This is a genomic window from Marinitoga sp. 1138, from assembly GCF_013363265.1.
In the GTDB taxonomy this organism is placed as follows: domain Bacteria; phylum Thermotogota; class Thermotogae; order Petrotogales; family Petrotogaceae; genus Marinitoga; species Marinitoga piezophila.
In genome coordinates this window covers 1-26,153 of the sequence record NZ_LBFA01000020.1, presented here as the reverse complement: position 1 = coordinate 26,153, position 26,153 = coordinate 1, and the positions used below count along the sequence as shown (strand labels likewise).

Genomic DNA, 26,153 nt, shown 5'->3' with positions numbered 1-26,153 from the left:
AGGTGTAGTTTTTATGAGAATCTACCATAACATGGAGGCTTTAAATGCCTGGAGAACGTTAAGTAATGTAAAAGGTGAGATGAGCAAATCACTCGAAAAGCTTTCTTCTGGTCTTAGAATTAACAGAGCAGCAGATGACGCAGCAGGACTTGCAATTTCAGAAAAAATGAGAAACCAGATTAAAGGGTTAAACACAGCTATCAGGAATGCACAGGATGCTATTTCAATGATCCAAACTGCTGAAGGTGCGCTTGATGAAGTTCATTCCATTTTAAAACGTATGAGGGAATTAGCAGTTCAATCCTCTACAGATACTAACACAGATGTTGATAGAGATCAATTACAAAATGAATTCACTGAATTAAGAAATGAAATTAACAGAATTGCTAAGACAACTCAATTTAATACAAAAAATCTTCTTGATGGTTCAATTAGAGGAACAAGAAGCGCAGAAGCTAAACTTGTTTCTCCTGGTTCAGCTCATTTTGAAATTAAAAGTGGAGGAAATTTAAATAGTATAGACGTTAATGCTAATGTTATTATAGAAGTTGGACAATTTGCTGGTGGAGCAACAAGTCAACTTGATGTTAAGGTTACTGTGGTTAAAGAAGATGGAACAATTGATACATCAACTTCAATAGTATCAGTAAATGCGAGTTCTGTAACTGTTGTTGTAGGAAGTGGATCAATTATAATTGGATGGGATAAAACACAGATTTCTAAAATCACAGATTATGGTGGAACTCTTGCTTCTGGAACAAAAATCGATGGTGGTGCAATAGCTGTATATGGCCTTGTAACAGCAGGAGCAAATGGAGTAAATCCTATTCAGTATCATATTGGTGCCAATGAAGGTCAGGTTATATCTTTAGGTTTTGAAAGTATGAAAGCTGATAATATTGGTATTGTAAGTAGTTTGAAGATTAACTCTCAAAGTGACGCAGAATTTGCTGTAAGTGCTATTGATGCAGCTATTTATAAGGTATCTGCATTCAGGGCAAAATTAGGTGCCGCTCAAAATAGGCTTGAACATACAATTAAGAACTTAGGAGTAGCTTCAGAAAACTTAACAGCAGCAGAATCACGTATCAGAGATGCAGATATGGCAAAAGAATATGCAGAATATACAAAACAACAAATCTTACTCCAGAGTGGTACTGCAATGTTGTCACAGGCAAATCAATTACCACAACAGGTTACACAGTTATTCAGATAATATCCTCAATAAAATTAGAACCCTTCATACGAAGGGTTCTAATTATTTTATATCAAATCTCCTGAAAAAATATGGTAATAATATTAATGTAAACATTGATGCACTAAGCATACCAAACCACATTATTACTGAAAGATGTGAATGGAATGTAAATGGAGAAAGGTTTAATATAGACAATCCTAAAGACAATCCTATTGCATTTGCCATAATTGGTTTTTGAACAACATTAAATGTTTCCTCAATTGGATTTTCGCTTCGAGATTTATAATATCCATATGTTCCTATCATATGAATTGCATAATCAATTCCAATACCTATTGTAATGTTTGACATTAAAGCACTTATAATATTAAGCGGAATTTTAAATAATGCCATTACACCAAATTCTATAATTAATGCACCAAATAATGGTAATATTCCAAAAAATGATATTTTTAAACTTCTTACTATGACAAATAGTGATAGAAATACAAATACCACACTAATTATAAGACTGCTTATCTGACTGTGTAATACTGTAGTATTCATTTCATTGAAAACAAAAGGCATTCCTGTTATATTTATTGATTTAAATATTTTCTTATCTTTAAGTTTTAATACATCATTTTCTATTTCTTTTAAAGTTTCTTCTGAATTATCCTTTGGAGTTATTATTGCAAGATAATCCCTGTTTTTAACAAGATCAAATAATGGATTATTTTTCAAACCTTTTTTCATAATTAAAATCTGTAAAGCATTTGGATACATTTTAAAATTGTATAATTCCCTTCCCATTACATCTAAAAATTCCTGTGGATATGTAAAATCATATATTTTATCTTTAAGCGTTTCTTTTAAACTTCCCATTTCATTTAAATATATTTTATCAAGCGGTTCTCGGGTTGTTCCAAAATCTACCATAATAGGAATATTAAAATCAAAAACAGAACTAAGTTTTTCATAGTCTTTTCTTACCTTTGTATATCGTTTAAACATGGAAATCTGATCAAATTTTATTGTTATATTAGTAATTAAATATCCAAAAATTAAAATAAAGATTATGTATATATACACACCTTTTATATTCCAATATTTTTTTACAAAAGAAACATCAAATACATGTGTTCTTTTTCTTTTTAATTCAACATTACCAAAAATAATAAGTGGTAATATATATAATGTTGCAATTCCTGCAAAACCTATACCAAATGATGTCCATATTCCCATTTCTTTCATCATATTTGAATTAATAAATACCATTGAAATAAAGCCAATTATTGTAGTTACAGTTGTCATAATCATTGCAATCCCGGTACTTTTTAATGTTTCAATAACAGCAGTTCTTTTATTAAGACCGCGTTCTATATATTCTATATAATGCGTTAAAAAATGCATTCCATCAGCACTTCCCATAATAATGGTAAAGATCGGAACCAGAACGCTGGCTATAGTTAATTCCTTACCATACCATCCCATTAATCCCAATGTCCACAACGATCCCATACCAGCAGGTATCACAGAGAAAAATGCAGCTTTTTTAGAACCTAATTGTAAAGAGAAAATAATAAGCATTATTATAAACGCAAGAGGCGGAAGATAAATATAAAGATTAAATAAATAATCAAATAATTTTTTTGTAAAATATACCGTTCCAGCACCGTAGTGATTTATACCTTCAAGTTTTTTTTCTATTTCATTAACCACTTTAAAGTCCTCTGTTTTTAATGGTATAGTAAACAGTGTATAGTATTTCCCATTTTTCTCTCTTAAAAACTTATCTTTAAACATTTCAATAGAATCTATCTTTTTTATAAAGTTCTCTGTAATTTCATCAGCATTTTTTATATTGTATCCCGGTAAGTTTTCTGGAAATAAACTGGAAATAAAGTTTACACCATCTATCTCTTCAAGTTCCCTCTGTAATTGCCACAATTTTTTATACGTATTTATATCTTTTAAAGGATCTTTATTAAGTTCAAACATTACAATTAATTGATCTGATAAATCATATTTTTTTTCTATTTCATCGTATGTTGTTAAATACGCAGAATCAGTTGGGAGAAATGTTTTCATATCAACATTCAATCTTATTCTAAATAACCCTATAAGCGCTACAATATTAATTATAGCAAGAAGAATTGATAAACCTTTTCTATGATTTCTTATAAAATCTACATATCTTTCCATATTTATCTCCCCTTTACTTATTTTTATTGATAATGCTTAATGCTCCATGAAGATATAAATCTGCAATATAATCTGCGTAAGTGTCATAAAAATCTTCTGGATATTCTATTCCTGAGACCTGGGGAATAATATCCTTTAAAATAAAATGCGAAAAAATCATACCGCTCAATGCTGGACCTAAAATTTCAAAATGTTTTTCATCTCCAAATCCTTCAAAATGATTTTTAAACACGCTATAAATAATTTCCCTTACCTTAGATGCCCTGTATTCAATTAAATCACTTTCTTCATCAGGAATTTGCATGAGCATAATTCTGAACATCTTTTCATTGTTTTTTATTGATTTTACAAGAGCTTTAATAGCAATTCTTATCCTCTCTTCAAGCGGTTTCCCATCAAGATTTGTAACTTTAAATTCCTCAATAAGCTTTTCAAAAAGAACTTCCATTATTTCTTTCAAAATCCCCATTTTTGAACCAAAATGATAATTAATCATTGATGTGCTTACACCAGCTTTTTTTGCAATTTCTCTAACTCCTGTTGCGGCAAATCCTTTTTTATAAAACAACTCTACTGCTGCATCCATAATCCTTTCCTTTACACCTTTCAAAATCTCACCCCGCTTTCGAACGAACGTTCGTTTTTATTATAATACAAAAAAATCTTTAAGTCAACTGTTTTTTTTATTAATATTATATTATAATATTCCACTATTTCTTGTGTAAATAATTGGTAACTCCCACCATATATTGTGGTATAATCTTTTTTGGAATAAAATCGAAGGGGGTAATGGTGTGACTGAAATTTTTAATCTTGATGATTTTCTTGACCATTTTATAAATATTTCTCCATCTGAAAATGCTGAAAGGATATTACGAGATAGATATTTTCTTAAAGATGGAGAAGGTAATTATCTTGAACATAGCTGGGAAGATATTACAAGGAGGGTTTCAAGATATATAGCCAGCGCTGAAATTTTATATACGGAAGATATTGAAGAAATAAGAAATGTTGAAAAGAAATTTTATAAACTTCTTAAAAGTCGTGTTTTCCTTCCCAATAGTCCAACATTATTCAATTCTGGAAAAACTTTGCCATTAGAAATATTTAAAAAGCCCTTAGAAGAAATGACTATTGAAGATTATAAAAGAATATATAATTCAAGAAATAGACATAATATGTTATCTGCGTGTTTTGTTGTTCCATTAGAAGACTCTATGGAAGGAATATTTGAAGCTGTTAAAGATGCAGCTTTAATTCAAAAATATGGCGGTGGTGTGGGATATGATTTTTCTGTTTTAAGACCAAAAGATAGTTCTATTGCTGGCACAGGTGGAAAATCATCTGGTCCAATAAGTTTTATGAATGTCTTTAATACTACCGCTTCAACAATAGAGCAAGGTGGAGCAAGAAGAGGCGCTCAAATGGCTGTTATGAGATATGACCATCCTGATGTAATTGATTTTATTAATTCAAAAAAGAATAATGATGGTAAGTCTGTATTAAACTATTTCAATATCTCCGTTAATTTCGATAATCCAGAAGAATTCTTAAAAAAGTTAGAAAACGATGAAGAAATTGAACTTAGTCATCCGAATTCAAATATAAAAAAAACAATAAAAGCAAGAGAGTTATTTGATTTAATTGCAAATAATGCATGGAAATCAGGCGATCCCGGAATGCTATTTTTAGGAAGGCACAATAAGTATTATGCACTAAGCGATGTAACTCCTGTAAGTGCTACTAACCCATGCGGTGAGGAACCTCTTCCTCCATATGGAAGTTGTAATCTTGGTTCTATTGATCTGGCTAAGGTTGTGGATTTTGTTAATCTTGGAAACCCTGATCATGAAAATAACGAGCTTTTCAAGGATTTAATTTACTGGTGCAGCCGCTTTCTTGATGATGTTATAGATATTAACGTTTATCCACTTGAAGAAATAGATAAGGTTTCAAAGGAACAACGATTTATTGGTCTCGGTATTATGGGCCTTGCTGATGCTTTGTTTAAAAAGGAATTAGCTTATAATTCTGAAGAAGGAAGAAGGTTTATGGCTGAAAGTACTGCACAGTTTGCATATTATTCACATCTTGCAAGTACTGAATTAGCTAAAGAAAGAGGAAGTTTCCCTCTATTTGACAAATCAAAATACAAAAAAGGATTTATTCCTTTTGCCATGCTCAAAGATGATTTTTCAGAAAATATAAGAAAGTGGAATGAGCTTATTAGAAAACATTTCTTTAATGAAGCAAAAGAATTTAAAAGAAATGTGCAGGTTAATACTGTTGCACCAACAGGATCAATTTCAAATATTGCAGATACTTCAAGTGGTATAGAACCAAATTTTATGCTTGCATATATTAGATATATGACAGACAAAGAAGGTAATAGAGTCCCTTTACCATATATGAACAGAATTCTAAAAGAAAAATTAGATGGAGAACTCACCAGTGAGTTAGAAGCAGAGATTATAGAAAAAGGGAGTGTTCAAAATATTGAAGGTATTTCCGAGGAAATAAAACGCGTTTTTGTAACTGCCATGGACATTTCAGGTGAAGATCACTTAATGGCTCAACATATGATTCAAAGCTATCTTGATGCATCATGTTCCAAAACCATTAACCTTCCTAAAGAAGCAACTGTTGATGATATTAAAAATATATATAAAATGGCTATGGAATTAAGTTTAAAAGGAATTACAATATATAGAGATGGCTCATTAGAAACACAGGTTTTAACCAAAGCAAAAAAGAAAGACGATAAAAAGGTTACTTTCTTTGTTCTTGATGAAAAGCATAAATTAAGAGCAAGGCCAAGAAAGGATACTTTAAAAAGCGTAACAAGAAAATATAAAACAGGATCAGGAACGGTATATATTACAGTTTCATTTGATGATAACGGTGAAGCAATAGAAATATTCCTTTCTGATGGTACAGAAACCGCAGAAATTATAGGAAGACTTTCATCCATCGCTTTGAGATCAGGTGTCTCAGCAGATGAAATTTTAGAGCAGCTGTCAAAAGTAAAAGGTACATATTGTAAAGGTATTTCTGGTGAAATTAAGAAAGCACTTGAGGATTTCGAAGATTTATGGAAAGACAACGAAGGAGATATTGAGGTATTTCATGTTGGAAAACCTTTAAGTAGAGAAGAAGTTGAAAAGTTTGTTCACGCTAATAAACTCGAATATACAAAAGGCTATTATATAGATAACGAAGGTAATACATATTGTCCTACCTGTCTAAGCAAAAATTCCCTGTTAATGACAGAAGGATGTATTTCATGTAAAACCTGCGGATGGTCTAAATGCTCTTAAAATAAATAAAAAGCGGATCTTCCTAATCTTTTTGGGAAGTTCCGCTTTTCTCTTTGATTTCTTCAGAATGTTCACTTAGAGCAATATGCCCATTTATAAGTTCTCCTAATCGGCTTTGAGACTCAGTTTCAATTAAATGACTTTCTTCATCTAGTAATTCTTCAACCTCTTTTAAAAGCTCATTTGCCTGTTTGATCTTATCAGCAATTATTCTTTCAATCTCTTCATGATTATATTGTTTCCCTTTCATACTATCATCCTCTTTGTTTAAACTTATTTTTCACATATGAATTATAACATACTAGTTTATCTCATGTCAAATAATTATTAAAAAGTCCTAATAATTTTACAAATAATTAATTAATCAATGATATATTAATTTAAAAAACACCACCTTAATTGGTGGTGTTTTATTTCTAAATCTTAAATTTTTTAAGTCTTTCGTTTAATTGTTCTACAAGTTTCGATAAATCCATAGCTTTTTCACTGACATTTTCTATTTCCAGACTTTCGTCTTCAATTTCTCTTGTTATATCTGATACTTCTTTTGATATTTCCAATATCATTTGTGCCGTTTTATCTGTAGCTGCAGCCATTTCTTCTGTTGAAGCACTTTGTTGTTGCGCACTTGCTGTTAAATCTTCTACTCTTGCATTAATGCTTTCAACTCTTTCAAGTATCTCTGAGAATTTTCTTTGAATTTCATCTGCACTTATTTCAACCTGACTTATAACTTTTACAGTATCATCTGTAGCCTGATTGGCTTTTGCAGCGCCATCTTTTATTTCATTTAATATTTTGGCTATTTCTTCAGTAGCCTTTCTACTTTCTTCTGCTAACTTTCTAATTTCATCAGCAACAACAGCAAAACCTTTTCCTGCTTCTCCAGCTCTTGCTGCTTCTATTGCTGCATTTAGAGCAAGTAGATTTGTCTGTTCGGTTATACTGGTAATTGTCTCCACAATTTCTCCAATATTCTGAGCTTTTTCAGCCAAAACTGCAACCGTTTTTTCTGTTTCCTTGGATTTTTTTACTGCATTATCTATAATTTCAGCAATTTTTATAATTGATTTTTCTCCATCTTGCGTCAATTGAGTTGTATTATTTACTGATCTTGAAATTTCAGCAGCGGTTTCAGAAACATTTTGAGCTGCTGTAGAAACTTCATTTACTCCTGAAGTTAATTCTTCTGTTGTTGCTGAAGCATTTTCAGAATTAGATTCAATTAATTGCGATTTTTTTAATACATTATCATTGAGAGAAGCCGTTTTTTCTGAAATTTTCGCTAAAATTTCTGAAGATTCTTCTATTTTTTTACCAGCTTCAAGCATCCATAATGTTGTATCTCTTAAATTATCTGACATATTTTTTAATGAATTTGCTATTAAGGCTACTTCATCTTTACCTTCAATTTTAAAATCCACAGTGAAATCTCCAGAAGCAAATTTATCAACTTTTTTGCTGAGATTTACAAGAGGATTGGTAATTTTCCTGGAAAAAATTAGAGACAATAATATTGAAATTAAAATAATAATCAAAGACATAAAAATCAGGGAATTTCTTATCTTTTTAGATGCTGCAAATGCTTCCTCAACAGAAACTTCTGAAATAAACGCCCATTTTACTTCTTTAAATTGAAATGGAGCATAAGCACTGAGGACTTTTTCCCCTTCAAAATTATTTGATACCATCCAGCCTGTTTCACCTTTTAATGCTTTTTCTACAGGCTTTGTATTGGCTTTTTGAGTTAATAATACCTCTTTATCTGGAAGATTGCTTCTTAAATATTTATCTGTTCCCACGATATATGTAATACCGGTTTTTCCCATTCCACTTTTATCTTTTAAAGCAGATTCAAGATAATTTGTATCAATATATACTATAAAATATCCAGATACTTCATCATAATCATTTAAGATTTTTATTCCTGCAAAAAAACCATATTTTTTATTGCCGGCATTATATTTACCTATATCTGAAAAATGTACTTTTGTATCTCCAGAACTTTCTAATATATTAAATAAAATTCCAAGTTGAGTATTTTTATATTTTCCATTTTTCAAATTTGTAGCAAAATCTTCATTCTTTTTTACAGAGTATAGTATATTTCCGTCTTTTGACACAAGATAAATATCATAATAAATATCTTTTGTATCAACAAATTTCGTTAAAAGAGGATGTAAATCTTCATGGGTTGAATTGTAGGGATATAAATCTGTTTGTGCAGCATCTGAAATTTTTGATTCATCGAAATTTTCATCGTAAAAAAAGTTTATCAGCTTTTCTCTTTCTTTATAAGGATTTTTTTCATAATATACTTCTCTTAATTCTTTTAAGAAATTTTCAGTATCCCCCATACTTTTAAACATTGTTTCCTGAGCTACAATATCATTAAAATCCTGCATTATTACTGGAAGTTTTGAAAAATACTCAAGATCTTTTTCTATTAAAGATAAGGTGTTTTTTAAAAACATACTCTTTGAATCACGCGCAACTATCAATTTACTAACAAAACTTTCTTCCAAAGCATTTTGCGATTGAATAACGCTATAAAAAAGAAAAACAGAAAAGGAAATAATAAGTATGAGAGAAACAAACAACAGAATCTTTCCGTTTATTTTCATTATTACCCCTCCCTGAAATAGAATACCCCTTCGTATTTAATATTATAACATATTTTTTACTATTATTTTTCATCTGTAAAATTTGAAAGAATATACTTTTCTGTTGTTTGAATGAATATAATATCTCTTAAATTAGGACTTTTATATTCAGAAACTCCTGCAATTATCATTTTATTGTTTATAAATCCTATATCTGTAAAAATAGTATCCTGTTTTTTTATAGAAAAACTTTTTGCCCAGATTTTTTCTCCGTTAAAGTTGAATTTTGCAATAAATCCTTTTCTTATTAATGTATTTTTATCTCTAACCCAGCCAACAGTATATATATACTCTCCTTCTTTTATAGCTTTTACAATATTTATATCATTTACAAATGGAATAATTTTCCCATATGTTTTAAATCCATTTGAATCTAATCTAACAAAATATGGCTGAAGGACATCTCTAAATGATGTTCCAATCACAATAAATTCATTTTTAGAAATAGGAATTATATTTGAAACAAAATCGTCCTTTGAAGTACCTGCTGTTAAATCCCAGATTTTTTCACCTAATTCATTGGTTTTTATTATATAAAAGTCATATCCTCCATTCCCAAATGATTTTGTGGATCCTGCTAAAATAAATGAATATGGATCCAATTTTATTATTTTGGATGCAAATTCAAGATCATATCCTCCATACTCTTTTGACCATATTCTATAACCTGTTAAAGAATATTTTGAAATTTGTATATTTGTCTCAGAGCGATCATTCCCAATTGTACCTGTGGTGTATATGTATCCTTCATTTTTATCAAAATAAAAGTCTTCAAATGAATCCCTTTTGGTACTTCCAGCAAATGTTTCCCAGAGAATTTTTTTATCTTTTGTATTTAATAAACATAAATACATATCCCCGCGAATATCTTTTTTGCTGGAAAAACCTATAATCATTGCACTTGAATCATCTGTAACCTCTATCTTTTTTCCATAATTTTCAAATTTCTCCAAATATATTTTTACATCTGGATTTGAAAATTTAAAATCAATTTCACCATATAATAAGTTCAATATTTTATATTCGGGATTTTCGCCATAACCTGTAAAATATATTTTTTCATTGTTGATATATAAATCCAAAAGCATCTGATCTGCTGCCATATTTAGCCTTTTTAAAACAAAGTCCATTTTGCCTGTTAAAAATTCTTTTTCAGAACTTTCAACTTTACGTTCATTTATAACAGCTATTACTTTCCAGATATATCTTTTTTCTGGTTTTAAATTTATTGTGTATTCATTATTTTTTATATTTTTTATTTTTTGTTCTTTTATATATCCATTTCCTATTTCTTTTAAAAATATCTCATATCTTATATTTGTCGCATTTTCTGAATGTGGCATTTTCCATTTTAGTGAAACAGTATAAGTATTTATAATATCTCCATTTTCAGGATATAAAAGTATAGGTGTTGATATTAAACTTTCTTTTGTTTCATTTTTTAATATATTTTCATCTGATATAGTATTTTCAGCTATGATTTTATTATTCTCTTTTTTACCGATATCGTAATCATATATTTCAACAATTTTATTGTAATTTCTGTCTTTTAATATAAATACAAAAGTTTGTCTTTCTGTTTTTATAACTTTTGAAACAATTATATTCCCCTGAAAATAATGTTTCCATATTATATTACCTGAAAAGTCCTGAGCATATGTGTATTCACCAAACACATAAATGATATTGTTTATTATTTTCACATCTAAAAAATCAGAAAAACTTTTAAATTCAAGAATTCTTTTGGTTTTATAGTTATAAAGCTTTAGATAGTTTTTTTCATAATATATAATATATCCATTTGAAATCTTTATTTTTTCTGCATAAAACGGTAATTTTATCATCTTCCCAGAAAAATCAGACATTATTAACGAATTTGCATTTTTAAAAACAATTATATTATTATCATATTCAAGTATTTGACCGGGAATTTTAAATTCTTTAATTATCTGGCCATTTAAATCAAAAACAGAAAAGTTTTTTTGGGTTTTTACTGCAAAAAAATCTTTTTTAAATATTACACTTTCTATTTCTGAATCGAAGGATATCCTAAAAACCACACTTTTTCCATTTAATTTTTCCAGTCTTTTGCTGTTGTATATAAATATATTATTATTGCTATCAATTTTAATACTGGCATATATGTTATCAAGATTAATTTGGTTAATTAAATTCCCACTTGAAATATCAAATAATTTTATGTATGAATTATTTAAAAGATATATAAATTCCCCTTTAATATCTATATCTACAAATCTTTCTTTTAATGAAAATTTTATTTTTTTATTTTCATCATATATATCTATAACGTTATTCCCAGCAGTAACAGTATAATTTTCATATGAAAAAATTTGAGTTTTATCCTTCACAAAAGCTACCCATATTAACTCGCCATTATTGTATTTTCTTGTTTTAAATTTCAAAATAGGGGTTTCATATATTTTTTCACCATTTTCTTTAACAGCAATTTTCCAGAAATATGTTGTTTCCGGTTTTAAAAATTTTACCGGATATATATTTGTTGGAAGATTTTCATTATACAAACGGGGAGAATTATTCTCCCCTAAATATATATCATATGTAATTTTTTTATTTTCCGTATTTTCAAAGTTCCATTTTAATATTACACCTGTTGGCGAAATGCCTTCGCTATTATTTTCTGGAAATATACTTTTTAATTTAAGTGATTGTCCAAAAAAGAGCTGGAATAATATAAGATAAAACACAAACAAAATATATTTTTTTATAATAATCACCACTCTTTTACTATTTTAAATCTCTTTGTTGGTGAATTTTCATTATTGACTATAACAATTTTAAATCCTTTCGAAACAATATTACCGGCTCTATCTTCAGCTTCGATTATAATCCTTGTTTCTGAATCTTTAAGCTCCACATTGTTTTTAGTTATAAAAACCTTTTTTACATATTCTTTCTTTTTAAATTCATCAAGCGTTAATGCTGGCGCATCAAGTGATTTTATATGTATATCTCCGTTTATATCTACATCATTAACCAATAATCTTACTGACTTTATTTCAACATCATCTGTAACCATTGCTTCTATATTAACAATTGTTGCACCTGAGGATAACATATTTGGTTTTATAATTGTTATCTCCGGAGCTTTTCCCCCAACTTTTATTTCCTTTTCTAAAGTTACTGTATTTGATGCTCTATCAGTTGCTGAAATTTTTAACTCAAGTGTATCGCCAACAGGATATCTATATGCTTCAAATGTTTGCGTTGTAACCGTAGCATCCTTATCGTGTTCATTGTATTTCATTTCAACTGGAGAAAGTGTTGAATCTATTAAATTACCTTTATGATATAAGTTTATTGAATATTCGCTTAAATCCTCTTTCCCTTCAGCATCTATATCTTTTATATATGCCATTATATCAAATGTACCTTCTACTGTGTCATATGCTTCTTCCGAAGGAAGTAATTTAATAATAGGCTTTCTAACAACCTTTAAGTCTTTTTCCAATTCTGTTTTATTATCAATATTATCTTCAGCTGTTATAAGTATATGTAATATTTCCCCATCAGGGATTTCATCTATAGGATATGGTTTTAATGATATTAATTCTATTGACTTATCGTTTAATACATTAATTTTAAAAGAACTCATTAAATCAAGGCCATCATTTAAAATACTAAATTCAGGATTTCTTACCACTTCTATTTTTTCAGAATTATTTATCATAATCGTCAAACCCTTTAAATATACATCATCTGAAATTTTTAAATGAAAATTAAAACCGCTATCTATAATATCAGAATTAGGCTCTACTAACTGAATAACAGGTTTTTGATCCTGTTTTAACGTACAACCTGCTACAAATAATATCAGGATAATTATCCCCAATAATATACCCCTTAGATTCTTCATTATACTGCCTCCCAACCTATTATTTTAATTAAATTTTTATTAGTTCATCAAGATTGGCTAACCATAATAATAGCGATTGAACTTTTGAATCTTCGAACTCTTCATTTTCAATTTCGCTTTTTAATGGCTTTATATGCATATATGAAATTATTACTTTTATTATATCCTCAAACTCACTTAAATTATATTCTATTAACCCATCAAAATCTATTAAATTTAACTCATAATCTGCAAGCAATCTCGAAAGGCCAAAATGCAAATCTTTCATTTCCTCTATTATATCGCTTATAAACACATCAAGTGTGCTAAAATTGCCAAAAACTTTATCCTGATAAATTCTTAATAAGAATCTTGTTATAAACAGTCCCTTTCCATCTTTCCATAAATATCTCGCCAATAATGTTGCAACTCTTTCGCCTAAACCATAATCTATACCACTTAATAATAACGCATTTGTAATTAATTCTAACCCAGAAATTTCCTCATTTATTTCATCATTTAATAAACTTTCTATTTCAATGTTATTTTTCTTTAAATTTTCATACAATCCTAATTTATCAATAAACCCTTCTTCATCAAAAGAATTGATTAGTGGTATTGTATACTTTTCATCTGCTATACTTTCTAAATAATCTACATACTTTTCAACCTTATCCAATATTGAAACCATATTTCCATACAAACCATAGTTATTTAACTCATTTGCCAGTTGTTTTGCCTTTTCAATTTCACCTTCTGAAATATATGCAAACATTAAAAATGTTTTTGCTGAAACCATAAATTCAGTATCCTTCAATTCGTTATAATATTTTTCTATATCTTCATAATTACCTATTATAGATAATATTTTTATCAAAAATAAAGCTATTAAATTTTTATTTTCTTTTTTAGCAACATTATATGCTTTCTTAGCTGTATCATAAGATTTTATATATTCTCCTATATTTCTATAGGCAATTGCCAATTCGTGTAATATATAATCTGTTTCTGAAATTTCTGCAGCCTTTTTAAGCACTTCTACAGCTTTAAGATGTTTCCCCAAACGTGCATAGGTAAATCCAAGATTATATAACAATTCCACATTTTCAGAATCTATTTTTAATCCTTTTTCCTGAATTAATGCAGCATCTTCATATCTTTGCAATTGATTGAATAATATTCCAAGACGAACATATGCTGCAACAAATCCCGGATCTTTTTCAAGAAGCTCATTAAGCTCCTGAATAGCTTCAGAAAATAACCCATTTTCAATATATACATCAGCTATCTTTAATTTTGGCAAAAGAAATTCAGGATTCAATTCAAGGGCATTTTTATATGCTTCAAGAGCTTCATCATATAATTTCCTTTCAAACATAAGATTACCAAGTTCAAAATGACCAAGATGAAAATTTGGATTCTTTACAAGAGCTTCTTTCAATTCAAGTTCAGCTAATTCTTCCTGCTCGCTTTTTTTTAACAACAAAGCCCTATAAAAGTTAAAACGATAATCTTCACCACCAAGCTTTTTCGCTGCATTAAGATAATAATTTGCCTGTTCAAAGTCATCTTTATTAAGCGCTTCTTTAAATGCTTCATAATAGAAATATACAAGGTAACTCTTATAATATTCATCTTTTGATATTTCATATTGAGCTTCCAAACCCCTTAAGATGACATCGAGAGGCAATTTGTTTTTATTTGCAACCTTTTTCATATCTTCAACAAGCACTGGCAATTTTACTGGAAGATTATATAATTTTGCATATTCTGGTTTTAAATCAAGATATACAATTGCATATTTGTAATTTTTCATAAAATACCTCCTGTATTTTCATTATCGAGTTTCATAACATAAGCAATTATCTTTGCCACAATGGAATACATATCTTCTGGAATTTCTGAAGGAATATCCATTGAATACAGAGATTCCACTACTTTTGTATTTTTCATTATAGGAATATTTTTTTCCTTTGCTATTTCAAGTATTTTTTCAGCTATATGATTTATGCCTTTTGCAATAACTACTGGCACTTCATCTGTTAGTTCATCATATTTCATTGCAACAACCTTTTTATCCATATAAACCATCTCCAGAAAGGTTGGAATCTTCTTTTAATTCTGTAATCTTTAATCCTCCAACGGTAAATCCTTCTCTTCTTATTTCATCAATAAGCGTCTCTATTTTATCTGAAAACTTTTTGTTTTCTTTTTCAATTTCAAAGGAAAGATTCAGGGATTTATTGATTTCATATATAATACATTTGATATTTCCAAAATTTCTGGTTAATATGGAAAAGGAGATCCTTTTTACTTTCACTGTATTTTTAGTATGTTCATCTATTTTAAACTCATTGCCTATATTAAAAAATATTGGAAATCCGAAAAGTGATAAAAATATAAAGTTTTCTTCTGGTTTCATATTTGAAAAATTTTGATATGCATTTATTGCGTTTTTGACGATATTATTATGTGTTTGATTTTTTAGTATAGGAATATCTTTCTTTTCTCCTAAAATATCGTTTTCTTTTTTAATATCTTCATTACCCTTTCTATCTTCTTCTTTTTTTATCCCTGCATTATCAATGGTTTTACTTTTATTAATATTTAACTGTTCTCCCTTATTTTCAAAACTCTGAATTTTAGAATTTTGAAAATTGTCATTATACTTTTGTTCATTATTTTTAGAAATTGTATTGCTTTTTTTAAGTTCTTCTTTTAAATCGGTTATAATCAAACTTTTTATTATATTGGCACTTTTAACAGGATCTGGAATCTTTAACGATTTATTCTTCGTTAGAGAATTATATATCTCTTTTAAAAATGACATTAGGAAATTTTTCTGGCTTTTATTAAAAACTATCTTTTCCTGAATACTTTCATTGGATTTATAAACTCCCTCATTAAATGTATTAATGAACTTTCCAAGCCAGAATAAAAATTTTCTTGTAATATTATTTACTGAATTATCAGGCAAAATTAAATCAATGTTATTTTTAGCGTTCAATAAATTAAAATGTATATACTTCCCATCTATTTTTAAAATTTCTCTGGTCTGTACAATATCTTTTTTTTCGCTTTCATTATTTAAGATATTTATATAATCACCGGGTTTTATATCTTTAAAATTCTTTCCGGGATTTTTTATAATAATCTGTTTGTTGTTATTAATCTTTAAATGGACAATATCAGAATCTATGGCTTCTACAATAGCCAATAATGTTTTTATATTCTTTTGTTTTATCAATTCTTTAAATAGGTTTATTCCAAAAATATTTACCTCATTTAAAATATTAATCCCTCACTTTAATATCTCATAATCCTCCGGATAATCATATACAACCTTTCCAAATTTTCCATCTGACAATTCCTTTAAAAATGTACTCATGGCTCTTTCTATATCGTATTCATTTCCAGACTTTATAAAGTTTCTTTTTTTAGCAAACATATTTAAAAATTCATAATAGTCCTCCGGCGGATTATCTCCTTTAAGCGCTGTTTTTAAAATCTCTGGATATTTTTCCTTGAAAAAGTTAAATCCATACTCTATTGCAAACTCTTTTTCATCATCTTCTGGTTTTACTGAACCAATAAGTATTAATTTATAGAGAATTTTTTTATTGTATATATCAGAATATAAAATTCCAGGTGTATCAAGCAACATAAAATTATCATTCACACTTATCCATTGAACGCCTTTGGTAACTCCTGGTGTATTTCCAACGCGTAATGATTTTTTACCTTTTAAACTATTTATTAGCGTAGATTTACCAACATTAGGAATTCCAGCAACCATTACACGCAATTCTCTAAACTTTTTAGGAAATGTTTTATAAACAACTTTAGTTAAGAAGCTTTTTATACTTACCTTCTTTAAAGAAGTTTCTAAAACCTTATATCCTTTGGATTTATAATAATCTTTCCAGAATTTTAACTGTTTTTCGTCTGCAATATCAATTTTATTAAACAATATTATTCTATCCTTATCTTTAAATAAATCCTCAAACTCATAAGCCCTGCTGGCATATGGAGCTCTAGCATCAACTAATTCCAGAACACCCTGAACAGTTTTTAAATATGTTTTAATTTTCGATTTTGCCTTTTTTATATGACCGGGATACCACATAATGTCACACTCCTTTTTGTAATAACAAAAAATCCGGGAAGTTCCCGGATCTTGTGGTGCCCCCAGGAGGAATCGAACCTCCATTTGCGGATTAGGAATCCGCCGTTCTATCCATTGAACTATGAGGGCGCATATATTATTAGAACCAAATATAATTTTACCAGAATTTTTTTGTATTTGCAATAAAGGAAATATAAATAATTAATTAAAAAAACTATAGAATTTCAATTCTGCAAATTTTTAATTAGTTTCTCACTTTCGATGGATTTTCAAAGTTCGTTTTTATAAACCACACATTCTACTCTTCAATTATACCATATCAAAACAAAATGAGGCTTTCGCCTCATTTGATTAATTCCAGCAATTTTTCTTCATTTTTTCTCGTTGTTTTTTCCAGGATTTCTCCTGTTTTTTTGTCTGCTGTTATTTTCCCTTTTTTTAATACTACTATCCTGTCTGTTTTTTCTATTTCACTTACATCATGACTGGCTAAGATTATTGTTTTTCCTTTTTGACTTAATTCTTCCATTATTTCATATATCTTCATTTTCGTTTCTATATCCACTCCATTTGTCGGTTCATCAAGTAAATATATTTCCGCTTCTTTTATTAATGCCCTTGCAAGGTTTAATCTCCTTTTCATCCCCGTTGATGCTTCCATATACTTTATTTTCCTGGTTTCGTATAGCCCCATTTCTTTTAATCCCTTTTCTACTTTCTTTTTTAATTCTTTTCCTGTTAGATTGTTTAACATTCCGAAGAAGTTTAGATTTTCTTCTAAGCTTAATCTGTAATAGAATGACCTTTCATTTGATGTTGCTATTGATATTAATTTTTTTATTTGTTTTGATTCTTTTTTTATATCGTATCCTTTTATTGTTATTTTTCCTTTATCCGGTATTATGAACATTCCTATTGTTTTTATTAATGTTGTTTTTCCCGCTCCATTTGGTCCAAATATTGTTATTTTTTCTCCTCGGTTTATTGTTAGATTTATATTCTCCAGTGCTTTTATCCCATTTTTGTATATTTTTGTCAGGTTTTTGATTTCTATTATTTTTTCCATTGTTTCACTTCCTAATACTGCGATATTGTGCCATATTTCCTGGCTTTGTTAAATGATTCTCTGAACCAGTATATCCCTATTGGTAATATTATTGCTGTCATTATTATCAGGATTATTATATCCTCTTTTATTTCGTATAGACTGTATCCTTTTATTAATGTTTTTCTCAATCCATCCATTGCATATGTTGTTGGTAGTATATACGATACTCCCCTTATCCATTTTGGCAATATTTCCACCGGATAGTATATCCCTGAAAACATTCCTGTTAAGAATGAATATACCCAACTTACCGGGTCTCCTTTTTTGGTTAGCATTATGAACCCTGCACTTAATAACCCTATTCCACTTAAACTTATCATTGTTATTATCAATAATATTATTGATGCTATTATATTCATTTTTATTTCTACATCAAATGTGTATATTAAGAATATAAATACTATTCCTGTGTTTATTATTGTAAATACCAATCTTGAGAAGATTGTGTATATAAATACTTCCCATAATGGTGTTTCCGACAGGAGCAGGTATTCTATTGTTCCCATTACCTGCTCCTGTCTTATTACACTTTTGAATGTTGTTAAGGAGAGAGTAGTGTAACTCATGAATACGCTTCCTGATATGAAATATGCCAGTATGTTTCCTCCATACTGCTCTATCATTGGAAAATAATTCCCCTGGGCTATAAACCTTCCCATGAATCCAAATTGCAATAATCCCAGGAATCCACTCAGTATTCCCAGTACTGCCTGTGTTTTGTAGCTTTTCCATATTAATATGTCTCTTATTAGAAAATACAGAAACTTTTTTATTTGTTTCATGTTCAGGAATCACACCAATCCCAGAATCCTTTGTCTTCTCCTTTGCAACTTGCATTTTGCTCGCATGCTTGATTAAAGCATTCGTCACAATTTTCAACTTTGTCTTTTCCAAAGTCACAGAATGAGAATAAATTTTCTTCTCTTGGTTCATTTACGAATTCCATTTTTTCGCCTCCTATATGTTTTTTCTGTTAATAATATCATTTCTTTCAGATTATATTTTATTGGAAGGCATCTTTCTCTTCCATATTCTATTACGCCATATTTTTCTGCCAGCACTTTTCCCAGTATGCATCCCCCCATACAATATGGCAATACTTTACAATTTTTACACTCTTCATCAAATGGTTCTAAGGCTAACCATATATTTTTTCTGTGATTTAATTCTACTTTACCGTTTTCCTTTAATTCACCTATTTCTTTTGATATTCCGCCTATTTCTCCCCAGCATTTGTATAATTTCCCATCTGCATCAATTACAAGAGAATTTACACTGGTTGCATCGCATCTTGCCTGATTTATTCTTACAAATGGATTGAAGTTATAATATTCTATTTTTTCTATTATATAATTATATAATTCACTTTCCACTTTCGCAAATTCTTTTAATGTAAATGATTTTAATTTATTGTTATCTGCCATTTCTCCCTGTCTTAAATCTATTTCAACTTTTAAATTATCTTCTGATATTTTATCTATCAATCTTTTTATGCTATTTACATTATGTGGAAATACATTTATTCTTATTTTTACAAATATTTCTTTTGATGCTTTTTTGATATTTTCATATATTTTTTCAAATGTCCCATTTCCATTTTTTAATATTCTTAATTTATTATGCTCTTCTTCTGTTCCATCAAGAGTTATTATTAATTTCCCTACTCCAGCCTTTTTTAATTCTTTTATTGTCGTTTCATTAAGTAAATAACCGTTTGTTATTATAAATGCATCGTATTCTATATTTTCTTTTTCACAGATATTTTTTATATTCTTGCTTATTTTTAATATCTTATTTTTTTCAAGTAATGGTTCCCCACCCCAGAAGGTTACGCTGAATATTTTTGGCTTTTTTTCTTTTATTTTTTCTTTTACCAGCATTATTATTGAATCTATTGTTTGGTTTTTTATATTATTTATTTGAAATGGTTTTTGACTTATTTCTTTTGCCTGACTTTGATAACAGTATTTACAATTGAAATTACAGTTTGTGGTCATGGTTATTGTTAGATGAAAATATTCATTTGAAAATTGAAATTTTTTATATTTTGCTATTATATCGCTTAATTCGTCTCTGTCATTTTCTATTATGAATCCACCTTTTTTTAATATACTTATCTCTTCTTCATTTTCCAGTTTTCCGTTTAATATTTTTTTTATCCTTTCGGCATTCTTTTTTTCAACTTTTAATATTGCATTTGTTATTCCATTAAAAAGAAGAAGACTTCCGTCTTCTTTTTCTATAATGGTATTGTATCTGGAAGCTTTCATCTAACCACCATCTTTTTTTCAAACTTTTTTACCTTATACCATAATTTTATAAAGCTTTCTGTTTCTCGCTTTTCTTCAGGACATCCTCTATTTCCATTTAATGCTGCATTTCTACACCCACCATGACATAATGGTAATATTTTGCACTCTTTACAATTTTTATCTTCATATCCATTATGACTATGCCATTTTAAATGTTTTTTTGTTTCCAGTTTTATTTTTCCGTTTTCTATTTTCCCCATTTCCATTCCTTCTTCTACTGCAACTGTACATGGATATATTTCCCCTTCCGGTCCTATTACCATATTATATACATTATCAAATTCACAATACATATCTCCATTTAATATTGGCAACATTACTTTATAACCTCTGTTTATTGCCATTTCATATAATTTTGAGAGTTTAGTAAATGAATTTTCTTTTCTAAAATCTCTTACATGTACATGAAAATCTTTATTTTTTTCAGATGCTTGAAATATCCATCTAAAATATATTTTCATTCTTTCTTTTGGAAATTTTTCAAGATACTCAAACAATTCTTCTATTTTATCATAATTTTCCGGACCAACATTTACCCTTATTGATACATTTGTTTTTTCTGTATTTTCAAATAATTTTTCTATTCCTTTTATTATTTTATCAAATGTTTTTCCGCCACCTATTAATGGTCGATATTTATTATGTGTTTCTTCTATTCCATCAAGAGTTATTTGCATATTTTTTATTTTTAACTCATCAAATTTTGATACATCTATATAATTTAATAAATATCCATTTGAGGACATTGATGAAAATAATTCTGCTTCACTTTCTCCTATTATTTTCATATTTATATGTTCAATAACTTTAAAATTCATTAATGGTTCTCCACCAAACCACCCTATTGAAATCGTTTTTTTGTTTTTGCTTATGTTTATAATATAATCTGCTATTTCTTCCGCTTTTTCTATTGTCATTATTTTATTTCTTTTTGTTTCATAACAGTATATACAATCAAAATTACACTGAAATGTTGGTATTATTGTAAACATTGCTTTTGAATTATCAAAACGCGCTTTATAATTTCTCATCTTTATTTCTTCATATTCATTATATCCTTCTTCTACTATATAACCACCATATTTTAATTGTTCAAATAATTCTTCATCAACTATATTCCCTTTTAATATTTCTTTTATTTTTTGAACATTTTCACGCTTTACTTCTGCTATCGCTCCTGTTCTTAAATTAACCAATACTGGAACTTCATCTATTTCTAAAAAATAATTGTAGTATGATTCCTTATACATTTTTTTCACCTGCCATGTTATCTTTATAAGAACTTATTTTCATTAGTTTTCAATTATTTCTGTTCTTATATTTTTTGTTATAATAATTTATATATTTAAAAAAATATAAAGTATTTAATTAATGAAATTTATTTAGACAATTTAAATTACATCTCTTATTTTGAATTTTACCATTTCTAACATGACTTTCAAGTGTTTTTTAAAGTAAAAATTCATTATTCATCAGTATTCCAAAATCACATTTTTGACTTTTCCAAAAATTTTAAATATTTTTCAATATACCAATTTTTTTAGCTATTCCTTTTATTGTTCCTGTTTCCTTACACGTTGTAATAATTTCATGTGCTTCCATATTGTTTCATCACCCTATTCTTCTTTCAACGAGTTATATTTCTATTTTACTACCCATCAAAAATTTTTTCTTTCCAGGAGGGCAATTTTTTACCCTTTTCCTTATAAAGGGGCAATTTATGTTTTTTTTCGGAAAACACTTAAAAACTTTTATTAAAATACATTTATATACCAGGTTCAAATGAAAAATATAAAATTCTCCATATTATTTATTTAAACCTAAATATAATATTATTTTTAATCATTTTCATCAAATAAAATCAGAAAGAACCAATTTATTTTACCGTATACACTAAAAAACTATTATAACAATTTTGTATTTTTCCAAATGGTTTTCAAAGATAGTATAAAATCTTTTCTTTGTTCTACATTCAATTTAGTGATTAATTTAATAGTTTCTTCATATATTAAGGTTTTTTCTGTGCATTCTCTTTCAACAACATCAAATTCCGTTTTATTATTTATATATGAATAATGGTAACATGCTCCACCACATAAAAATAAAAATGGGCATTTATTGCATTTATGAGTTAGGCTATTCATATGATAATTAATAATATTTTTTCTTAATTTTTTTATATGATAATTTATATCTTTAATTTCAAGATTATTTATATTACCTAAAAGAAAATCTTTTTCATCTGTAAATCTAGGACATCTATATATATTACCATTTGTAGCTACCGAAAAATAGGTTAATCCTGCATTACAATGGTTTATTTTTTTTATTCTAAATAATATATTCATTAATACTCGAGTTATGTTCGTTATATCAATGTATTCCTTTTTTAATATTAAATTATAATAATATTCAAATAATGAAGATAAACTTTCTAAATATTTTTCAAAATTTTCTTGTGACAAATTATAATCAGGTGCAAAAGTAAATCTTCTAAAACCTAAATTTTTGAGTTCTTTTATACTCTTTAATATATTATAATTTTTATTATTAATTGTTATTCTTGCATTCACTACAAATGACTTTAAAAGTAATTCGAAATTATTTTGTATTACTTCAAAACTTCCTTTACCATTAATAAATTTTCGATTAGAATTATGAAGCTCTTTTCCTCCATCGATACTTAATGTAATTTGGAATTTGTACTTTTTCATAAATTTAATTTTTTCAAGGTCAAACAATGTTCCATTTGTTGTTATTAAATATTTGATCTCTAAATTATCACTTTTTGTTTTCTCTGCATAGTCAACTACTTTTTTTATCAAATCAAAATTTAAAAGTGGTTCTCCTCCAAAAAAAGCTATTGTTATTTCTTTATTACCGTTTTCTATTGCAGAATTCAATAACAGATCTACAGCCTTTTTAGCAATTTCAAATTTCATTACTGTTTTTCCATCTTTATAATATCCAAAATTTGCAAAACAATAATCACATTTTAAATTACAATCATTTATTACATTTAATGCTAAAGTTCTTAAACCTTTTTTATCTATAAAAATCGTTTCATCTGCATTTTCTATATTTTTTATATTATTTTCTTTTTTTATTATTATATTGTTTCCGTCAAATACATATTTAATAGAATCAATCTCAAAATTCCAAACTCTATTCATAAAAAATCCTCCTATTTCCTTACTTTTATTTTTAAAACTATTTCTCTTTTTTTAAATAAAAGTTCTATTTTTTCTGCAATACGGATAGAGTTACTATTATTTTCTGATACCCTATATATTGGTAAAATATTATTATTAATACACCATTTTACAGAGGCTCCTGCCACTTTTTTACCAAATCCCATATTTCTCCATTTTGGATTAGTATATACTATAATATTTCCTCCATTAAAATTAATATCAGAAATGTATGAATATGACACAATTTCACCATTTTTTTCTATGTAAAAAAAACGTTTTTCTAAAATTTTTCTTATATTTCTATTCCATAATTTTTCTAAAAGTATTTTATCGAATTTCTTATTTTTAAATATTGTAAAATATTTTTCTTTTTCTTCTAAATTTAATATCTTTACTTCTTGTGTATCAAAGGTATATTCATTACTTTCAAATGTATATATTCGCATCAAATCAATATTTTCATTTTTTAATCTATTTTTCAAAATATTATATAAAGATAATACTTCCATTTCTTTTTGTAATATAAAACTTGTATAAATTATGTATTCTTTATATTGTGGCGAAATCGAGATTAATAAATTATTATTTAAGTTACTTATAATAAAGGGATATTGGTATACATTATTTATTATAATATTTCTATTTTTTGTTAATATAATCTTCTTGCTTTTTGCTCTATTAATACCTATATAATTTAAATAATAATTTTTAAACTTTATCATTTTTCACCTCATTATAATACATAATCACATATAGATATACAGGGCCCTGTATTCATTATTTTATCCTAAATCTCCCTCTTGACCTCCTTCACATATTACAATAACACTTAATGAAAAAAGTTCATTTAATTCATCATTACTTATTCCAAAATCTAAAATCTCTTCTTTGTTTATTATATTTTCATCCTTTCTTTCATTTAACATAAAAAAGCACCTCCTTCTATTTATTAAGTTACACACTTATTACAATTTTATATATATACTCATAAAAAATGCTTTCAAATTTAAAGATATAAATAATGTATATGATAAAATAAAACAGATTTCTTTCAGCCGGCTGAAAAGATTTAATTTTTTGATATAATATCTACGTAGATATAAAAATTAAAATTAGATTGTGTTTAATTATTTAGAAAATTCAGTTTGAATTTGAGGGTTGGCTGAATGAGTAGCATACTCGTCATCATTATCCCCTGCAAATATTATTGTTGAAAACATAATAATTCCTACAATTATTAATATAATTATTTTTTTCATTGTCCCACCTCCTGCTTTAAATTTTATCATTTCTAACATGACTTGCAAGTGTTTTTTCTAAAATAAAAATCCGCTTTTATCAACATTTGAGAATCGGATTTTTATTCCATTTTAATTAATTTTCATTTTTTTAATTTTTGTTTTTTTTTTTGTAATAATTATAAAAGAAGCTTATTTCCTATTTTTGACTATTTTTATATTTTTATTTTTCAAATTTCATTCCAAAAAGTCCATAAAGTTTCTTGGTTTTCGAATTTTATTGAAACATAATAATTAACTCTTTGTAAAAGGATGATTAACATGACTTCTCATATAAAGGATATTGTTTCCATTGTTAGATACGGATATTATTCAAATCCAATTTCTAATTACATTCTTTCTAAAACTAAAGAAAAATCTGTAGAATATTATTTATTATTATTAAAAAATATTTGGAAGAAAAACAAAAATATGGCAATATTTTATGCAAATAAAATTATTGCAACAACAACAACAACAACAACAACAATATTAAGAGAACTTGCAAGATTTGAACTCATATCTCTTTATGTAAAAAATAATCAATTTGATATGGCTAAAAAAGAATGTGAATATCTAAGAAATAACTTTAAGAATATTTCTGAATATGCCAGGAATTTAATGATTCCTGGTTTAAAATTATTGAATACAAAATATAATATCCTCGATAAGGATTTTAAAGCGTATTCTGATAATTATGAAGAAAATAATGTAGATAAAGCTATCTTAAAATATTCTCAAGCAAGAGAATATATTAAGAATAAAGAATATAATAAAGCATATGAATTATTCATAGAAGGTTATTTTCTTGCAAAAGACTTTCCACATCCAACAATGATGTGTAATGGTTTAAATGGCGCAGCATGGTGGATGAGAAATGAAGATAAAAAGAAGGCTTTA

General features: G+C 27.4%; 21 protein-coding genes, 1 tRNA gene and 1 pseudogene. 3 read left to right on the top strand and 20 right to left on the bottom strand.

Going from position 1 to position 26,153, the window contains the following annotated elements; translation table 11 throughout:
- The first annotated feature begins 13 nt into the window (after positions 1-13).
- Complete coding sequence (locus XO11_RS07430) at positions 14-1,216, top strand: flagellin (RefSeq protein WP_175418440.1); 1,203 nt, start codon at positions 14-16, stop codon at positions 1,214-1,216.
- A 42-nt stretch (positions 1,217-1,258) separates the two neighbouring features.
- On the opposite strand, the gene XO11_RS07425 is transcribed toward XO11_RS07430, so the two are convergent.
- Positions 1,259-3,382 carry an RND family transporter gene (locus XO11_RS07425; protein ID WP_175418439.1) on the bottom strand — a complete coding sequence of 708 codons (2,124 nt, stop codon included), beginning with the start codon at positions 3,380-3,382 and terminating at the stop codon, positions 1,259-1,261.
- Between the two features lie 13 nt (positions 3,383-3,395).
- Positions 3,396-3,992 (bottom strand): TetR/AcrR family transcriptional regulator, encoded by a 597-nt coding sequence (locus XO11_RS07420; RefSeq protein ID WP_175418438.1) that lies wholly within the window; start codon positions 3,990-3,992, stop codon positions 3,396-3,398.
- A 184-nt stretch (positions 3,993-4,176) separates the two neighbouring features.
- On the opposite strand from XO11_RS07420, the gene XO11_RS07415 reads away from it, so the two are divergent.
- Positions 4,177-6,699, top strand: coding sequence for an adenosylcobalamin-dependent ribonucleoside-diphosphate reductase (locus XO11_RS07415; RefSeq protein ID WP_175418437.1), 2,523 nt, complete (start codon positions 4,177-4,179; stop codon positions 6,697-6,699).
- Between the two features lie 22 nt (positions 6,700-6,721).
- Here the strand turns inward: XO11_RS07415 and XO11_RS07410 are convergent, their stop codons facing one another.
- The 18 genes from XO11_RS07410 to XO11_RS10650 form a co-directional block, all read right to left on the bottom strand.
- Positions 6,722-6,949 (bottom strand): hypothetical protein, encoded by a 228-nt coding sequence (locus XO11_RS07410; protein WP_175418436.1) that lies wholly within the window; start codon positions 6,947-6,949, stop codon positions 6,722-6,724.
- Positions 6,950-7,115: 166 nt separating this feature from the next.
- On the bottom strand, positions 7,116-9,323 hold the full coding sequence (locus tag XO11_RS07405; RefSeq protein ID WP_175418435.1) for a methyl-accepting chemotaxis protein: 2,208 nt from the start codon (positions 9,321-9,323) through the stop codon (positions 7,116-7,118).
- 62 nt (positions 9,324-9,385) lie between these two features.
- A complete protein-coding gene (locus XO11_RS07400) occupies positions 9,386-12,088 on the bottom strand; it encodes a fibronectin type III domain-containing protein (protein WP_217671890.1) in 2,703 nt (900 codons plus the stop codon).
- Between the two features lie 26 nt (positions 12,089-12,114).
- The gene (locus XO11_RS07395; protein ID WP_014296985.1) at positions 12,115-13,257 is read right to left on the bottom strand and encodes an Ig-like domain-containing protein; all 1,143 of its coding nucleotides are present in this window, start codon (positions 13,255-13,257) and stop codon (positions 12,115-12,117) included.
- Between the two features lie 28 nt (positions 13,258-13,285).
- On the bottom strand, positions 13,286-15,052 hold the full coding sequence (locus tag XO11_RS07390; protein ID WP_014296984.1) for a lipopolysaccharide assembly protein LapB: 1,767 nt from the start codon (positions 15,050-15,052) through the stop codon (positions 13,286-13,288).
- Positions 15,049-15,318: an EscU/YscU/HrcU family type III secretion system export apparatus switch protein gene (locus tag XO11_RS07385; RefSeq protein WP_175418433.1), complete on the bottom strand. Its 270-nt coding sequence runs from the start codon at positions 15,316-15,318 to the stop codon at positions 15,049-15,051. The genes XO11_RS07390 and XO11_RS07385 overlap by 4 nt, the downstream gene beginning before the upstream one ends.
- Positions 15,311-16,483, bottom strand: a complete 1,173-nt coding sequence (locus tag XO11_RS07380; RefSeq protein ID WP_175418432.1) for a hypothetical protein — start codon at positions 16,481-16,483, stop codon at positions 15,311-15,313. Before XO11_RS07380 ends, XO11_RS07385 begins: the two co-directional genes overlap by 8 nt.
- A 54-nt stretch (positions 16,484-16,537) precedes the next feature.
- Complete coding sequence (ylqF, locus tag XO11_RS07375; protein WP_014296981.1) at positions 16,538-17,362, bottom strand: ribosome biogenesis GTPase YlqF; 825 nt, start codon at positions 17,360-17,362, stop codon at positions 16,538-16,540.
- A gap of 54 nt (positions 17,363-17,416) precedes the next feature.
- Positions 17,417-17,491 (bottom strand) — tRNA-Arg (locus XO11_RS07370).
- Between the two features lie 214 nt (positions 17,492-17,705).
- Complete coding sequence (locus XO11_RS07365) at positions 17,706-18,428, bottom strand: ABC transporter ATP-binding protein (protein ID WP_175418431.1); 723 nt, start codon at positions 18,426-18,428, stop codon at positions 17,706-17,708.
- Between the two features lie 11 nt (positions 18,429-18,439).
- Positions 18,440-19,252 carry an ABC transporter permease gene (locus XO11_RS07360; RefSeq protein ID WP_175418430.1) on the bottom strand — a complete coding sequence of 271 codons (813 nt, stop codon included), beginning with the start codon at positions 19,250-19,252 and terminating at the stop codon, positions 18,440-18,442.
- A 2-nt stretch (positions 19,253-19,254) separates the two neighbouring features.
- The gene (locus XO11_RS07355; RefSeq protein WP_156865423.1) at positions 19,255-19,416 is read right to left on the bottom strand and encodes a hypothetical protein; all 162 of its coding nucleotides are present in this window, start codon (positions 19,414-19,416) and stop codon (positions 19,255-19,257) included.
- Entirely contained in the window at positions 19,400-20,740 is a 1,341-nt protein-coding gene (locus tag XO11_RS07350) for a radical SAM protein (RefSeq protein WP_175418429.1), read from the bottom strand. The genes XO11_RS07355 and XO11_RS07350 overlap by 17 nt, the downstream gene beginning before the upstream one ends.
- A complete protein-coding gene (locus XO11_RS07345) occupies positions 20,737-22,032 on the bottom strand; it encodes a radical SAM protein (RefSeq protein ID WP_175418428.1) in 1,296 nt (431 codons plus the stop codon). The genes XO11_RS07350 and XO11_RS07345 overlap by 4 nt, the downstream gene beginning before the upstream one ends.
- A 654-nt stretch (positions 22,033-22,686) precedes the next feature.
- On the bottom strand, positions 22,687-23,955 hold the full coding sequence (locus XO11_RS07340; RefSeq protein WP_014296976.1) for a radical SAM protein: 1,269 nt from the start codon (positions 23,953-23,955) through the stop codon (positions 22,687-22,689).
- Between the two features lie 11 nt (positions 23,956-23,966).
- The gene (locus tag XO11_RS07335; protein WP_014296975.1) at positions 23,967-24,698 is read right to left on the bottom strand and encodes a GNAT family N-acetyltransferase; all 732 of its coding nucleotides are present in this window, start codon (positions 24,696-24,698) and stop codon (positions 23,967-23,969) included.
- Between the two features lie 60 nt (positions 24,699-24,758).
- The gene (locus XO11_RS07330) at positions 24,759-24,902 is read right to left on the bottom strand and encodes a hypothetical protein (protein ID WP_014296974.1); all 144 of its coding nucleotides are present in this window, start codon (positions 24,900-24,902) and stop codon (positions 24,759-24,761) included.
- 201 nt (positions 24,903-25,103) lie between these two features.
- Complete coding sequence (locus XO11_RS10650) at positions 25,104-25,235, bottom strand: hypothetical protein (RefSeq protein WP_014296973.1); 132 nt, start codon at positions 25,233-25,235, stop codon at positions 25,104-25,106.
- Between the two features lie 300 nt (positions 25,236-25,535).
- Between XO11_RS10650 and XO11_RS07325 the strand changes: the two are divergent.
- A pseudogene (locus XO11_RS07325) lies at positions 25,536-26,153 on the top strand (hypothetical protein); the annotation flags it as partial.